General features: G+C 63.3%; 11 protein-coding genes and 4 tRNA genes. 3 read left to right on the forward strand and 12 right to left on the reverse strand.

Annotated features, from left to right (window positions below):
• Positions 1–93 precede the first annotated feature (93 nt).
• Positions 94–1,218 carry a serine hydrolase gene (locus HS961_RS09955; RefSeq protein ID WP_182327556.1) on the forward strand — a complete coding sequence of 375 codons (1,125 nt, stop codon included), beginning with the start codon at positions 94–96 and terminating at the stop codon, positions 1,216–1,218.
• Positions 1,219–1,300: 82 nt separating this feature from the next.
• Here the strand turns inward: HS961_RS09955 and HS961_RS09960 are convergent, their stop codons facing one another.
• From HS961_RS09960 to HS961_RS09995, 8 genes are all read right to left on the reverse strand, one after another.
• On the reverse strand, positions 1,301–2,098 hold the full coding sequence (locus HS961_RS09960; RefSeq protein WP_182327557.1) for an IclR family transcriptional regulator: 798 nt from the start codon (positions 2,096–2,098) through the stop codon (positions 1,301–1,303).
• A 54-nt stretch (positions 2,099–2,152) separates the two neighbouring features.
• A complete protein-coding gene (locus HS961_RS09965) occupies positions 2,153–2,911 on the reverse strand; it encodes an arginyltransferase (protein ID WP_182327559.1) in 759 nt (252 codons plus the stop codon).
• Positions 2,904–3,704: a leucyl/phenylalanyl-tRNA--protein transferase gene (aat, locus tag HS961_RS09970; protein WP_238347877.1), complete on the reverse strand. Its 801-nt coding sequence runs from the start codon at positions 3,702–3,704 to the stop codon at positions 2,904–2,906. Before aat ends, HS961_RS09965 begins: the two co-directional genes overlap by 8 nt.
• A gap of 148 nt (positions 3,705–3,852) precedes the next feature.
• Positions 3,853–3,928, reverse strand: a tRNA-Asn gene (locus HS961_RS09975).
• Between the two features lie 45 nt (positions 3,929–3,973).
• Positions 3,974–4,049 (reverse strand) — tRNA-Asn (locus tag HS961_RS09980).
• A 47-nt stretch (positions 4,050–4,096) separates the two neighbouring features.
• Positions 4,097–4,172, reverse strand: a tRNA-Asn gene (locus HS961_RS09985).
• A gap of 46 nt (positions 4,173–4,218) precedes the next feature.
• A tRNA-Asn gene (locus HS961_RS09990) sits at positions 4,219–4,294 on the reverse strand.
• 91 nt (positions 4,295–4,385) lie between these two features.
• Positions 4,386–4,829 (reverse strand): YbaN family protein, encoded by a 444-nt coding sequence (locus HS961_RS09995; RefSeq protein WP_182327561.1) that lies wholly within the window; start codon positions 4,827–4,829, stop codon positions 4,386–4,388.
• Positions 4,830–4,981: 152 nt separating this feature from the next.
• Between HS961_RS09995 and def the strand changes: the two genes are divergently transcribed.
• Positions 4,982–5,521 carry a peptide deformylase gene (def, locus tag HS961_RS10000; protein WP_182328209.1) on the forward strand — a complete coding sequence of 180 codons (540 nt, stop codon included), beginning with the start codon at positions 4,982–4,984 and terminating at the stop codon, positions 5,519–5,521.
• 13 nt (positions 5,522–5,534) lie between these two features.
• Here the strand turns inward: def and HS961_RS10005 are convergent, their stop codons facing one another.
• The gene (locus tag HS961_RS10005) at positions 5,535–8,153 is read right to left on the reverse strand and encodes a [protein-PII] uridylyltransferase (protein ID WP_182327563.1); all 2,619 of its coding nucleotides are present in this window, start codon (positions 8,151–8,153) and stop codon (positions 5,535–5,537) included.
• Positions 8,154–8,341: 188 nt separating this feature from the next.
• Complete coding sequence (gene map / locus HS961_RS10010) at positions 8,342–9,157, reverse strand: type I methionyl aminopeptidase (RefSeq protein ID WP_182327564.1); 816 nt, start codon at positions 9,155–9,157, stop codon at positions 8,342–8,344.
• A 182-nt stretch (positions 9,158–9,339) separates the two neighbouring features.
• Between map and purL the strand changes: the two genes are divergently transcribed.
• On the forward strand, positions 9,340–13,350 hold the full coding sequence (gene purL, locus HS961_RS10015; RefSeq protein WP_182327566.1) for a phosphoribosylformylglycinamidine synthase: 4,011 nt from the start codon (positions 9,340–9,342) through the stop codon (positions 13,348–13,350).
• 67 nt (positions 13,351–13,417) lie between these two features.
• On the opposite strand, the gene HS961_RS10020 is transcribed toward purL, so the two are convergent.
• Positions 13,418–14,119, reverse strand: coding sequence for a glutathione S-transferase family protein (locus tag HS961_RS10020; RefSeq protein ID WP_182327568.1), 702 nt, complete (start codon positions 14,117–14,119; stop codon positions 13,418–13,420).
• Between the two features lie 3 nt (positions 14,120–14,122).
• Positions 14,123–14,911, reverse strand: a complete 789-nt coding sequence (locus HS961_RS10025) for an SDR family NAD(P)-dependent oxidoreductase (protein ID WP_182327570.1) — start codon at positions 14,909–14,911, stop codon at positions 14,123–14,125.
• Between the last annotated feature and the right edge of the window lie 221 nt (positions 14,912–15,132).

Genomic DNA, 15,132 nt, shown 5'->3' on the forward strand with positions numbered 1-15,132 from the left:
AATAATTGAAGCGTCGCGTAAGTTCATGAATTTACGCAATTTTTCAAATCGAAATTTCCGCTGTCAGCTATCGTTTTTGTAGGGAGCAGAATAATGGCGCTACGTCATCGCAGTGTTTTGCGTCGTTTTTCACATTTGTTTGCAATTTGTGCCCTCGCCTTTGGTCTGGCCGCGCCCGGCGCCCATGCCAGCACCAAGAGCAAGGCAGCGCCTAAAGCGCAGGTGCAGGCCAAGGCAGGCAAAAAGCAGGCGGCTGTGGCCTCCAAGGGTGAGCGCAATGGCCGCCACAAGCAGGCCGCTGCCCCCGCTTCCAAAAAGGTGGCCGCCAAGGGCGTGAAGGGCAAGACCACGGTTGCCAAGGCGGGCCGCCATGCCGCCCGCGCTGCAGTGGCTGCGGCCGTCATCATCCCCGAACGCCAATCCTTTGGCCAGCTGGCCGGTCTGCATGATGTGACCGATCCGCTGGCGCTCAAGTCCAGCGTGGCCCTGGTGCTCGACCAGGATACGCATGAAGTGCTGCTGTCCAAGAACGACCACGCCGTGCTGCCGATCGCATCGCTCACCAAGCTGATGACCGGCCTCATCATCTCCCAGGCCCAGCTGCCCATGGACGAGATGATCACCATCACCCAGGATGATGTGGACACCGAAAAGCACAGCAGCTCGCGTCTGCGTGTGGGTACCACCTTGATGCGTGGCGAGCTGCTGCACCTGGCGCTGATGTCCAGCGAAAACCGTGCAGCCCATGCGCTGGGCCGCACCTACCCCGGTGGCATGCAGACCTTTGTTGGCCTGATGAACATGAAGGCCAAGATGCTGGGTATGGCCGATACCCGCTATGTCGAGCCCACCGGCCTGTCGAGCTCCAACCAATCGAGCGCCTTTGACCTGGCCACCCTGGTGAACGTAGCGCACTCCGATCCGCTGATGCGTGATCTGACGACCTCGCCTTCGTACCAAGTGGAAGTGGGCGAGCGCACCGTACAGTTCAACAACACCAACCGCCTGGTACACAACCCGGAATGGAATATTGGCCTGCAAAAGACCGGCTATATCTCCGAAGCAGGACGCTGCTTGGTGATGCAAACCCAGGTCGCTGGCCGCAAGCTGATCATGGTGTTCCTGGATTCGGCCGGCAAGTTCGGCCGTCTGGCCGATGCCGAGCGCGTGCGCCATTGGGTCGAAGGCTCGGGCACGCAACTGCTGGCGAAGCACTGAGCGGCAAGCACCCCTTAAAAAAACCTGCCTCGGCAGGTTTTTTGCGTCTAGAAGCTATGAATTTTGAGAAGCGGGATTGGCCTTAGCGTGCGCTGGGCTGGCGCTGCTGGTCAAAGCCCAGTGCCGACGAGATCTCCGTGGCGGTGGCCTGCAGCCGCGTGGTCCAGGCGTCTTCCAGCCGGTCAGCAGGGGCGGAGACGGACAGGCCCGCTACCAAGCGGCCCTGGTCGTCATAGATGCCCGCGGCCATGCAGCGCACGCCCAGCTCCAACTCTTCATTGTCGCGTGCCACGCCGTACTGGCGGGTTTTGGACAGCTCGCGCTCCAGTACCGCCAGGTTGGTGATGCTGTTCTTGGTATTGCCTGCCAGGCCGGTGCGCATGGCATAGGCCCGCACGCGCTCGGGCTCGTCGTCTGCCAGGAAGAGCTTGCCGGTAGAGGTGAGGTGCAAGGGGGCATGGCCGCCGATGGCGCGCACCACCTGCATGCCAGAGCGCTCACTGAAGCTGCGCTCCACATAGACGATCTCATCGCCCTGGCGCATGCTCAGGTTGATGGCCTGCTGGGTAGCCAGGTGCAGTCGGCGCATCGGCAGCAAGGCCACTTCCCGCACATTGATGCGGGCCTTGACCAGGTTGCCCAGCTCCAATAGGCGCATGCCCAGGCGGTAGCTGCCCGATTCGGGGCGGTCCACAAAGCGGCCGATGGTCAGGTCGTTCAAGATGCGGTGGGTGGTGGAGGGGTGCAGGCCGGTGATCTCGCTGAGCTCTTTCAGAGACACCGCTTCCTCGCGCGTGGCGAGCACGTCCAGCAGCGTAAACATGCGTTCGAGCACTTGCACGCTGGGCTTGGTGACGGTGTCATGGGTTGTTTTGGTCATGCGTAGACTGGCGCTCAAATAACAAAAATAGGGGTGGCTGCTGGATCGGGCAGATCAAGCGGCGCCATGGTGGGCGAGCTGGCCCGGCTGCCAGCGCTGGTCAATGTAGACCTCGTAGGGCTGGTAGTCGGCCTTGTACTGCATCTTGGGGCTGGCGGCAATCCAGTAGCCCAGGTACAAATAAGGCAGGCCCATGGTGCGGCACTGGGCAATCTGCCAAAGCACGTTGTAGGTGCCGTAGCTGGTGTGGGCCTCGGGCTCATAGAAGGTGTAGACGGCTGACAGGCCGTCGTTGAGGATGTCGATGATGGAGACCATCTTCAAGGCACCGGGTTGCTGCGCATCGCCGGGCTCGCGGAACTCCACCAACCGGCTGTTGACCCGGCTTTGCAGCATGAACTGTGAATACTGCTCAATGCTGTCCTCGTCCATGCCGCCGCCGGTGTGGCGCGCCGATTGGTAGCGCAGGTAGAGCTCATAGTGCTCGCGCAAAAAGCCCAGGGGCAGCACGCGCACGTCCAGGGCCTCATGCTGTTTTTGGGCCCGGCGCTGGTGGCGCTTGGGCTTGAAGTCCTGCACATGCACACGCAAAGGAACGCAGGCCTGGCAGCCATCGCAATAAGGGCGGTAGGTAAACAGGCCGCTGCGGCGAAAACCTTGCTGGATCAACTCCGAATACACATCGTTCTGGATGGCGTGGCTGGGCGTGGCTACCTGAGAGCGCGCCATGCGCGCTTCGAGATAGCTGCATGGGTAGGGCGCTGTCGCATAAAACTGCAGTGACTGCAGTGGTAGTTCGTTCAGCCTACTCATCCGGATGCGGAGATGTCATTTCAGATAGTGGGATTATGTCAGTCCAATCGCCAGATGCAAGCTCCCAACACATAGGCGGCAGTGCTATTTGCGCCTCTACGCTGGCGACAAACTGGCTGCGTGGCATTTCGGCAGCGCCCATGAAGGCCAGGTGCCCGGTATTTTGCTGGCAGTCGATCATCGGCACCTGCTCGCGCTTGCAGATCTGCACCAGCGCTGCCAGCGCAATTTTGGAGCCATTGGGGATGGTGGTGAACATCGATTCGCCAAACACCGCGCGCCCTATGGCCACGCAGTACAGGCCGGCGACCAGGCGGCCGCCCTGCCACACTTCCACGCTGTGGGCATAGCCGTCGCGGTGCAACTGGGTGTAGGCGGCCTGGATGTCGTCGACGATCCAGGTGCCATCCTGGCCTTCGCGCGGCTGCTGGCTGCAGGCGGCAATCACCGCGGCAAAGTCGCTGTCGATGCGCAGTTCGCAATCGGCCTGCTGCGCAAATTTGCGAATCGCCTGTTTGAGCGAGCGGTGCAGCCTGAACTGGGCCGGCTGCAGCACCATGCGCGGATCGGTGGACCACCACAGAATCGGCGAGCCCTCGCTGAACCAGGGAAAGATGCCCCGGCGGTAGGCCTGCTGCAGATGGGCGCTGTCGAGCACGCCGCCGGCGGCCAGCAGGCCAGGGTGGATGGTGTCCGGGCCCCAGGCATGGTCAACGGGTGGAAAGGCGTCGTCGGCTTGCAGCCAGGCGAGAGGGGGGGTGTGGTGGTCGGCGCTCATGGTGTGAGCTGCCATGGTAGCGGCCAAATGGCAGGCGCCGGGCGCCCTGGCGGGCAGCGAGGGCACAAAACCGGCAGATCTATCGCCCTGTGGGCTGCGCTGCGATCGGCGCAGGCGCGCGCAGAAACAAAAAAGCCTGCACACGGGGTGCAGGCTTTTCGAATGGCTCCTCAACCTGGGCTCGAACCAGGGACCTACGGATTAACAGTCCGGCGCTCTACCAACTGAGCTATTGAGGAATAACGGTGAACAGGCTTTGTGCGATTGCAAAGCCAAAAATGCTTTGGCTCCTCAACCTGGGCTCGAACCAGGGACCTACGGATTAACAGTCCGGCGCTCTACCAACTGAGCTATTGAGGAACAAATTTTTTGGTGTTGCCCTGAACGATTGCAGGGCAGATAAGTGATGGCTCCTCAACCTGGGCTCGAACCAGGGACCTACGGATTAACAGTCCGGCGCTCTACCAACTGAGCTATTGAGGAATATCGGTAAACAGGCTTTGTTCGATTGCAAAGCCAAAAAATTCTTTGGCTCCTCAACCTGGGCTCGAACCAGGGACCTACGGATTAACAGTCCGGCGCTCTACCAACTGAGCTATTGAGGAACAAGACTGCGATTATAGAACGTTTTTTTGGCCTGAAAAAGCGACGAGGCCATTTTTTGCCGCAGCGTGCTGGCTTGCGACAGGCTGACGCTCAGTGCGGCGCCTGTGGCTCGGGCCGGCACCACAGCCAGGCCAGCACGCAGGCCATGCAGCTGATCGACAGCACTTTGGCCCAGACGGGGGCTGGCACCAGCAGCATGATGACGGCGCACACCGCCATGGTGATGCTGGCGCTCCACTTGGCTTTGCGGCTGACAAAACCGCCTGCTGCCCAGTTGCGCAGCATGCCGCCAAACAAACGGTGTCGCCACAGCCAGGCATGCAGGCGCGGGGAGCTGCGTGCGGCGCAGGCGCCGGCCATCAGGATGAACACCGTCGTGGGCAGGCCCGGCACAAAGATGCCAATGATGCCCATCGCCAGGCAGGCCACCGCCGCCAGCAGCAGCAGCCAGCGCAACACCGGACTGCGGATGGGGCAGTAGGCCGGCGTCTGCAGGTCTTGCAGCGCAGTGGAAGAGGCTCCGGGCTCGTTCATGGTCTCGCATTGTGCATCGCGCCGCATAACAGTGTCTTGATGCTGGGCAAGGTCGGCATAGCGCTGCAGTGCTGCAACGGCGCGCTGCGGTGCTGGAGCTTTGGATGGCAAAAGGCAGCAAATGGTCGGGCCCGCTGCGCTACCATGCCGGCATGGCGATCTATCCAATCTTGAAAATGGGCGATGCCCGTTTGCTGCGCACTGCGCAGCCCGTTACCGAATTCGACACCGATGCGCTGCACCAGCTGGTGCAGGACCTGCTCGACACCATGCGCGATGCCAATGGAGCAGGCCTGGCGGCGCCTCAGATCGGGGTGGACCTGCAGGTGGTGTTTTTTGGCTCGCCCGATCGCAACCCGCGCTACCCGGATCGCCCGCTGGTGCCGCCTACGGTGCTGATCAATCCGGTGATCACGCCCTTGTCGGACGAGGAAGAGGATGACTGGGAAGGTTGTCTGTCGGTGCCTGGCCTGCGTGGCATGGTGCCGCGCTGGCACAAGATCCGCTACACCGGTTTTGACCAGTATGGCGACCCGATCGACCGAGTGGCCGACGGCTTCCATGCCCGGGTGGTGCAGCATGAATGCGACCACCTCTGGGGCAAGCTCTACCCGATGCGGGTGCGCGACTTCAGCCAGTTTGGCTTTACCGAGGTGCTGTTCCCCGGCATCAGCGCGGCTGAGGACGACTGAGTACGGTCCACTTTCAAGCGGCGGCGCCGCTGCCCGTCGCCGCCAGCGCCCAGAGCAGCTCGGTTTCAATCGCGATCTGGCTCACATTGTTCTGCAGCTCCGGGCCCTGCAGCAAAAAGCTGTCTTCCACGCGCTCGCCCAAGGTACTGATCTTCGCCAGCTCCACGCTCAGCTGGTGGCGGGCCAGGATGCGCGCGACGGTGTAGAGCAGGCCGGCACGGTCGGCGGCAGAGATCGACAGCAGCCAGCGCTGGCCCTTGTCATCGGGCCGCAGCAGCACGCGCGGTGCCACTGGAAAGCTCTTGACCCGGCGCGATACCCGACGCTGCGCTGGCTCGGGCAGCGGCTGGGCGTCCACCAGTACCCGCGTCAGCTGGCTCTCCACCAGGTTGATCAGCTCGCGGTAGCTTTGCGGTACATCGGTAGCGACCACCTGGAAGGTGTCGAGCGCATAGCGATTGAGGGCAGTGTGTACCCGGGCATCCAGAATCGAGAAGCCCGCTTGGTCGAAATAGCTGCAGATGCGAGCAAACAGATCGGGCTGGTCAGGTGCATACACCATCACCTGCAGGCCTTCGCCAGCCAGCGACTGGCGGGCGCGGACCAGAGCGGACTTGCTGCCCACTGCGCGTGACAGATGGCGGGTGTGCCAGGCGATATCGGCAGCGTCATGGCGCAGGAAGTAGTCCAGGCCCAGGGTGTCCCACAGCGCCTTTTGCGATTCATGCGGCTGGGCCGACAAGGCCAGCAGCACCATCGCTTCACGCTTGCGGATTTCCACCTGCGCAGCCACATCGGGCGCCCGGCCGCCCAGCACGCGCAAGGTGGCGCGGTACAGGTCTTCCAGCAGCTTGCCTTTCCAGGCGTTCCAGACCTTGGGGCTGGTGCCACGGATGTCGGCCACGGTCAGCAGGTAGAGGGCAGTCAGCCGGCGCTCGTTGCCCATGCGCTGCGCAAAGGCGGTGATCACCTCGGGGTCGGAGGTGTCCTGCTTTTGCGCCACCTGGCTCATCGTCAGATGCTCGCGCACCAGAAACTCGACCAGTTGCCGGTCTTCCTTGGCAATCTGGTGGTCGCGGCAAAAGCGCTTGACCTCCAGCGCGCCAATCTCCGAATGGTCGCCACCCCGGCCCTTGCCAATATCGTGGAAGAGGGCGGCCAGGTACAGAATCCAGGGCTTGTCCCAGCCAGCGGCCAGCTGGGAGCAATACGGGTACTCATGCGCATGCTCGGCCATGAAAAAGCGGCGCACATTGCGCAGCACCATCAGGATGTGCTGGTCCACCGTGTAGACATGGAACAGGTCATGCTGCATCTGGCCCACGATGCGGCGGAAGGGCCAAAGGTAGCGTCCCAGCACGGAGGTCTGGTTCAACAGCCGCATCGCATGCGTGATGCCCTGGGGCTGCTGCAGGATCTGCATGAAGGTGGCGCGGTTGACCGGGTCGCGGCGGAACTTGGCATCCATCAGCTGGCGCGCATGGTAGAGCGCGCGGAAGGTGCGGGCCGACAGGTCTTTCAGCCCCGGCTCGGTCTCGTAGAGCAAGAAGGTGCGCAAGATCGCATGCGGGTTGCGCTGGTAGACCTCGTCGTCGGCCACCTCGATGAGGCCGGCCTTGTCATAGAACTCGTCATCAATGCGCCGCAAGCTATGGTTGCCCGGGTGCAGGCGCTCATCCATGTTCAGCATCAGGATCTGCGTGAGCTGGGCCACCGCCTTGGCGGCCCAGTAGTAGCGCTTCATCAGCTCCTCGCTGGCGCGCTTGGGAAAGCGCTGGCCGGCTGGCGTCACGGTCTTGAAGCCAAAGGATTCGGCCACCGGCGTTTGCAGATCAAACACCAGCCGGTCCTCGCGGCGCTTGGCCACAATGTGCAGCCGCGCGCGTATCAGGCAAATCAGGTCCTCGTTGCGTTGCAGGTTGCGCACCTCGTAGACAGTGGCCAGCCCTTTGTCGGACAACTCTTTCCAACGACTGCCCAGGCCGGTGGCGCGGCCCAGCCACAGGATGAGCTGCAGATCGCGCAGGCCGCCGGGCGATTCCTTGCAATTGGGCTCCAGCGCGTAAACGGTGTTTTCGTATTTGTTGTGGCGCTGCTGCATCTCCAGCACCTTGGCCACGACAAAGGCATCGGGCTTGATGGACTGGGCCAGCGCCGCCTGGAACAGGCGGTAGAGGCGCGGCGAGCCGATGATGCGGCGCGACTCCAGCAGCGCCGTCTGCACCGTCACATCCGCCTGCGCCTCGCTGATGCACTGGCTGATGGTGCGCACACTCGATCCGATCTCCAGCCCCGCATCCCAGCAGGAGCCGATGAACTGCTCAATCGCACTGCGCAATTCGCTGTCCTGCTCGGGGTCGGTGCCGTCGGGCAGCAGCAGCAGCACATCGATATCCGAATAGGGGAAGAGCTTGCCCCGGCCAAAGCCGCCCACCCCCACCAGGTTCAGGCGGCCGGGCAGGCCGGCCAGGTGCCACAGATCGCGCAAAAGCACATCGGCCAGTTGCGAGAGCTTGCGCAGCTGCGTCTGTATGCCCCGGGTGCTGCTGCCCCCGGCCATGATGTCGTCAAACAGGGCGCTGCGTTGGGCCTGGTACTGCTCGCGCAGCTGCGGAATGCGAGGATCGTTCATGGTGCCTAACTGTGCTGTCGCTGGCAGTGTGCCATAGCAATAAACAGCGCATGCGAATAAGCACATTCCGTGCCACGGCGCACCAAATGAGGGCGTCCAGGCGGCAGGGGCCGCCATAACAAAAGGCGGCACGCTGGTCGCGGTGCCGCCTTCAGGGCGCGTTGTATGGCTGCGCTATGGCAGTGCCATCAGCACTTGATGCTGGTCACAAAGCTCGGTGGCGTGGGCGAACCTTCCGACCAGGTCAGCACTTCGTAGCCGGTGTCGGTCACCACCACTTCGACTTCCCATTGGGCCGAGAGGCTGTGGTCCTTGGTGATGACGGTCCAGCCGTCATTGCCCAGATCCTTGATGTCCTTCTTGCCGAGGTTGAGCATGGGCTCGATCGTGAAGATCATGCCGGTTTTCAGCTCGACGCCGGTGCCCGGGCGGCCGTAGTGCAGCACCTGGGGCTCGTCATGGAACACCTTGCCAATGCCGTGGCCGCAGTACTCGCGCACGACAGACAGGCCCTGGCCTTCGGCAAACTTCTGGATCGCATGGCCGATATCGCCCAGGTGGGCGCCATTCTTGACCTGCACGATGCCATGCCACATAGCCTCGAAAGTCAGCTGGCACAGACGTTTGCCGGCGATGGTTCCTTCGCCGATCACAAACATACGGCTGTTGTCGCCAAAATAGCCTTCGGGCGTGATGATGGTCACGTCCACATTGACGACGTCGCCCTTCTTGAGTGGCTTGTCATTGGGAATGCCGTGGCAGACCACATGGTTCACCGAGGTGCAGACATAGGCCGGGTAGGGCGTCATGCCCGGTGGCTGGTAGCCCAGGCAGGCCGACTTGGTGCCTTGCTTCTCCATAACTTCGGCGCACAGCATATCGATCTGCTTGGTGGTGATGCCCGGTTGGATGTGGGGGGTGATGTAATCCAAAACCTCCGAGGCCAGGCGGCCGGCGATGCGCATCTGCGCAATATCTTCATCGCTATTGATTTTGATGGTCATAGCCCATGATTATCCCACCGCTGCCATTGGCATGTTGTCCACGCGGCTACGTGTCCTGGCGAGGCACAGTAGAATCCCGGGTTATCCCGCCCTTGTCATTGTGCTGCCACGGCCTGCCCGTAGCAGTGTGCAAGGCGCATGCGTGCTTTCTTCCCATCCTCCTAGTCCACATAGGCTGCCACGTGACACTGCACCTGACTCAGCTTCCAGGCGGTAACGCCCTCAGCTCCTTCCGCGCCCAACAACTGCAGACCGCATTGACGGCGATCCATCCAAAGATAACGGGCATTGCTGCCCGTTTTGTGCATCTGGTAGCCACGGAGCAGCCCCTGGCGGGTGCTGAGGCCGAGCGCGTAGCGGCCCTGCTGACCTATGGCGACCCTTATGAAGGCGGCAGCGATGGCCTGGCGTTTATCGTCACCCCGCGCATGGGCACCATCTCGCCCTGGGCCTCCAAGGCCACCGACATTGCCCGCAACTGCGGCCTGGATGTCTTCCGTGTCGAGCGCCTGACCGAGTTCCGCATTGACTTGAAGGCCGGTTTGCTGGGCGGCAAGCCCGAGCTGAGCGCCGAGCAGACCGCGCAGATCGCCGCACTGCTGCACGACCGCATGACCGAATCGGTGTTTGCGACCCGCGCCGAAGCCGAGCAGCTGTTTTCCACCCTGCAAGCCCAGCCGATGGCCTTTGTCGATGTGCTCGGCGGTGGCCGCAGCGCGCTGGAAAAAGCCAACAAGCAGTGGGGCCTGGCGCTGGCTGAGGACGAGATCGAGTACCTGGAAAACGCCTTCAAGGGCCTGGCGCGCAACCCCAGCGATGTCGAGCTGATGATGTTTGCCCAGGCGAACTCCGAGCACTGCCGCCACAAGATCTTCAACGCCAAGTTCACTATCGATGGTGTGGACCAAGACAAGAGCCTGTTCGGCATGATCCGCCACACCGAGGCCGTGTCGCCCCAGCACACGGTGGTGGCGTACTCGGACAATGCCTCCATCATGGAAGGCCACCAGGTTGAGCGCTTTGTTGCGCCATTCAATGCCCAGGCCGATGCGGTGACGGCACCCAGCTACCAAAAGCAGGCGGCCACCAGCCATGTGCTGATGAAGGTCGAGACCCACAACCACCCCACGGCCATCTCGCCCTTCCCCGGTGCCTCTACCGGCGCTGGTGGTGAGATTCGTGACGAAGGCGCCACTGGCCGGGGCTCCAAGCCCAAGGCTGGTTTGACTGGTTTCACTGTCTCCAAGCTCTGGGGCAGCGAGGTCGGCAAGCCCGAGCACATCGCCAGCCCGCTGCAGATCATGATCGAAGGCCCGCTGGGCGGCGCCGCGTTCAACAACGAATTCGGCCGCCCCAACCTGACCGGCTACTTCCGCGAGTACGAGCAGCAGGTCGGTGACATCACCCGTGGCTACCACAAGCCCATCATGATCGCCGGTGGACTGGGCGTGATCGATGCCGAGCAGACCCAGAAGATCCTCTTCCCGGCCGGCACCTTGTTGATCCAGCTGGGCGGCCCGGGCATGCGCATCGGCATGGGCGGTAGTGCCGCCAGCTCCATGGCCAGCGGCACCAATGCGGCCGAGCTGGACTTTGATTCGGTGCAGCGCGGCAACCCCGAGATCGAGCGCCGTGCGCAAGAGGTCATCAACCACTGCTGGCAGCAGGGCGCGGCCAACCCGATCCTGGCGATCCACGATGTGGGCGCCGGTGGCCTGTCCAATGCCTTCCCCGAGCTGACCAATGACGCCGGCCGTGGCGCGCGCTTTGATTTGCGCAAGGTCAACCTCGAAGAATCGGGCCTGGCGCCCAAGGAAATCTGGTCCAACGAAAGCCAGGAACGCTATGTGATGGCGATTGCGCCGGAGTCGCTTGCGCAGTTCACCGCGTTCTGCGAGCGCGAGCGCTGCCCGTTTGCCGTCATCGGCACGGCGACCGAAGAGCGCCAGTTGGTGCTGCAAGACCCGGACGCGACCGCTGACGACCAGAAGTTGCCGGTCAATATGCCGATGGAGGTGCTGCTCGGCAAGCCGCCCAAGATGCACAAGGATGTGCAGACCGTGGTGCGCAGCCTGCCCGCCATCGACCTGACCGGTGTGCCTTTGGAAAAGGCCGTGATCGATGTGCTGGCCCACCCCACGGTGGCCTCCAAGCGCTTTTTGATCACCATTGGTGACCGCGCCGTCGGTGGCCTGACCCACCGCGACCAGATGGTCGGCCCCTGGCAGGTGCCGGTGGCCGACGTGGCCGTGACCCTGGCCGACTTCCAGAGCTTCAAGGGCGAGGCCATGGCCATGGGCGAGCGCACGCCGCTGGCGTCCATCAATGCGCCCGCTTCCGGCCGCATGGCCGTGGCCGAAGCCATCACCAATATGCTGGCCGCGCCGATTGCGCTGTCCAAGGTGAAGATGTCGGCCAACTGGATGGCCGCTTGCGGCGAGCCGGGTGAAGACGCCGATCTGTACGCGACCGTCAAGGCCGTCGGCATGGAACTGTGCCCGCAGCTGAACATCTCCATCCCGGTGGGCAAGGACAGCCTGTCGATGCGCACGCAGTGGAGCGAAGGCGGCCAAACCAAGAAGGTCACCTCGCCGATCAGCCTGGTCATCACCGGCTTTGCTGCGATTGATGATGTGCGCAGCACCTTCACCCCGCAGCTGGATGCGAACGAGCCCGACACCACCTTGGTGCTGGTCGATCTGTCCCGGGGCAAGATGCGCATGGGTGGCTCTATCCTGGGCCAGGTGCTGGGCCAAAGCGGCAACGAGACGCCGGACCTGGACGACGCCAAGGACCTGATCGCACTCGTTGATGCCGTCAATTCACTGCGTGCCGAGGGCAAGATACTGGCTTACCACGACAAGGGCGATGGCGGCCTGCTGGCCACCGTGGCAGAAATGGCCTTTGCCGGCCATGTCGGCGTGGCGCTGAATGTGGACATGCTGATCACTGAAGGCGATGGCATCTCCGACAGCCGCATGGACAGCGGCGAAGGCAAGAACTGGAGCGGCCAGGTATCGGGCCGCCGCGAAGACCTGACCTTGCGCGCACTGTTCAACGAAGAGCTGGGCGCCGTGCTGCAGGTCAAGACCAGCGACAGCGCCGAGGTGCTGCAGACCCTGCGCGCGCACGGCCTGTCCACCTGCAGCCATATCGTCGGCAAGACCCGTCCCGCCTCGTCCAGCATGGACATGGGCAAGGGCGAGCTGCAGGTTTGGCGCGATGCCAAGAAGGTGTTTGGCGCCACCTTGAGCGACCTGCACCAGGTCTGGGATGCCGTGAGCTGGAAGATTGCCCAGCAGCGCGACAACCCGGCCTGCGCCGACAGCGAACACGCCTCGGTCGGTGTGCCGTCTGACCCCGGCATGCATGTACACCTGACCTTTGACCCGCAAGAAGCGCTGTCTGCGCCCTTCGTCAATGTGGCAGCCAAGCCCCGCGTGGCAGTGCTGCGCGAGCAGGGTGTGAACTCGCACGTGGAAATGGCCTATGCCTTTGGCGAAGCCGGCTTTGAAGCGGTCGATGTGCACATGACCGATCTGCAGACCGGCCGTGCCCAGCTGCGTGACTTCGCCGGTATCGTCGCCTGCGGCGGCTTCAGCTATGGCGACACCCTGGGCGCCGGCATTGGCTGGGCCCGTTCGATCACCTTCAACGAGCCGCTGTCCGAGCAGTTCCAGACTTTCTTCAGCCGCAAGGACACCTTCGGCCTGGGCGTCTGCAATGGCTGCCAGATGTTTGCCGAGCTGGCCGACATCATCCCCGGTGCGCAAGACTGGCCGCGTTTCACGCAAAACCAGAGCAACCGCTTCGAGGCGCGTCTGTCGATGGTCGAAGTGCTGGAGTCGCCCAGCCTGTTCCTGCAAGGCATGGCTGGCTCGCGCCTGCCGATCGCCGTGGCGCACGGCGAGGGCTATGCCAACTTCCGCTTCCGTGGCAACGCCGATGCGGTGATCGCAGCGATGCGCTATGTGGACAACCATGGCCAGGCGACCGAGCAGTACCCGTTCAACCCCAACGGCTCGGCCGGCGGCTTGACCGCTGTCACCACCGCCGATGGCCGCTTTACCGCGATGATGCCGCACCCCGAGCGCGTGTTCCGCAACGTGCAGATGAGCTGGACCGATGGCGACCGCTCGGCGCAGAGCCCCTGGATGCGCGTCTGGCGCAATGCCCGCCACTGGCTGGGCTGATCTGCGCAACGCCCCATAAGCGAAGGCCCTGCACTGCAGGGCCTTTTTACATGCTGGGTGTCAACGCTCAGAGCTTCATCACCACCGGGCCGCCCTTGGCAATCGCCCGCTGGTAGGCCTCACGTGCCTGCATGCGCTGGCGGTAGGCGTGCAGATGGGGCCAGTCAGCGGGATTGGCGCAGCGGGCCAGCGCAGCTTCCACCGCAAAACCCATCTGAAAATCGGCCATCGTCAGGTGCTCACCGGCAAACCAGGGTTGCTGGGCCAGGTGGTTGTTCATATAGGCCATCGCTGCATCCATGTGGGGCGCAATCAGCTGTTTATGCACCTGCTGGCGCAGGCCGCGCAGCACCGGGCCCACAACGGGGCGCAGCAACAGCGGCAAGGGCTTGGCGGCGATGCTGTCAAACACCAGCTGCAGCAGCATCCAGTTCATCAGCGAGCCCTCGGCAAAATGCATCCAGTAGCGGCACTGCAAATGCTCGGGGCTGCCGCGCGGCGGATCCAGGTAGGCCATGTCAGGGGGCGCCCAGGCGCCATAGCGTTCGGCCAGGTATTCGATGATGGCGCCGGATTCGGCAATCACCAGGCCCCGGTCGCAGAGGATGGGTGAGAGGCCCAGCGGGTGGATGCGCTTGAGCGCCGGCGGTGCCAGGCGGGTCTTGGCATCGCGCGGGTAGGTCTGCAGCGCATAGGGCAGGTTCAGCTCTTCAAGCAACCACAGAACGCGCTGCGAGCGCGAGGTCTCCAGATGGTGCAGCGTCAGCATGGTTCAGTTCCCCTGTAAACGGCGCAGCCAGGCAAAAAATCCTGGTGCGGAAGTGGCTTGACCCGAACGCCGGCCCAGTTTGCTGCGCCAAGGCAGCGCCAGTTGGAAGCTGCCCCGCGCCCAACCTTGCAGCATGGCGCTGGCCGCTTGTTCCGGTTGGGCCCAGGGGGGCTGGGTGCCGGGGTGGGGTTCGGTAAACGGTGTGGCCACCAGGCCGGGCTTGACGACGGCCAGGCTCACGCCCACGCCCTGGGGGGGCAGCTCCAGCTGCAGGGTCTCAGCCAGGTTGATGAGTGCGGCCTGGCTGGGTCCGTAGGCCAGATTGCCCGGCAGACCCCGCAAGCCCGCCACGCTGGCCACCAGGCTCAGATGGGGATGGCGGCCCGCACGCGCCGCTGCCAGCAGATGGGGGGTCACGGCGGCAAACAGATGCAAGGCACCGATCAGTGCGACCTCGCGCTGCTGGAGCAGGGCGTTCAGGTCCAGGTCATCGGCCTGCATGGTCTGGTGTTGGCCTGCACAGTAGCAGACCAGATCCAAGGGTGCCTCGTCGACCAGCTGCATGACGGCATTGATGACGGCCTGGCGGTCGGTCACATCCAGCGACAGCGCCTGGCTGCCGGGGTGCGATTTCGCAAAATCCTCCAGAATCGCCTGCCGGCGCGCCGACACAATGACTTGGGCGCCCGCCGCATGCAGCTGCTCCGCCAATGCCAGGCCAACGCCCGAGCTGGCCCCGACCAGCCAGACCCGCAAACCGTACCAGCGCTCGATGGGCGTGTTCAGTGGCATGGCTGCCTCCCGGCGGTGGCACATGGCTTGGATGACTGGGTAAATGCGGCGATAGTGGCTGTTTTCATAGGAACTCCGGCTTTCCGACCCGTCTGGGCAGGGTCTACGCCATTCACTACGCGCCAGCAGCGGGTTTGGATTCAGTGCGCCCCATTATTTTTTTGCATCGTTTATGCATCCAAGCGGCGATTTGCTGCGTATAGCGGCTAGACGCATGGAAG

Origin of the sequence: Comamonas piscis (assembly GCF_014109725.1) — a bacterium.
GTDB classification, from domain to species: Bacteria; Pseudomonadota; Gammaproteobacteria; order Burkholderiales; family Burkholderiaceae_C; genus Comamonas; species Comamonas piscis.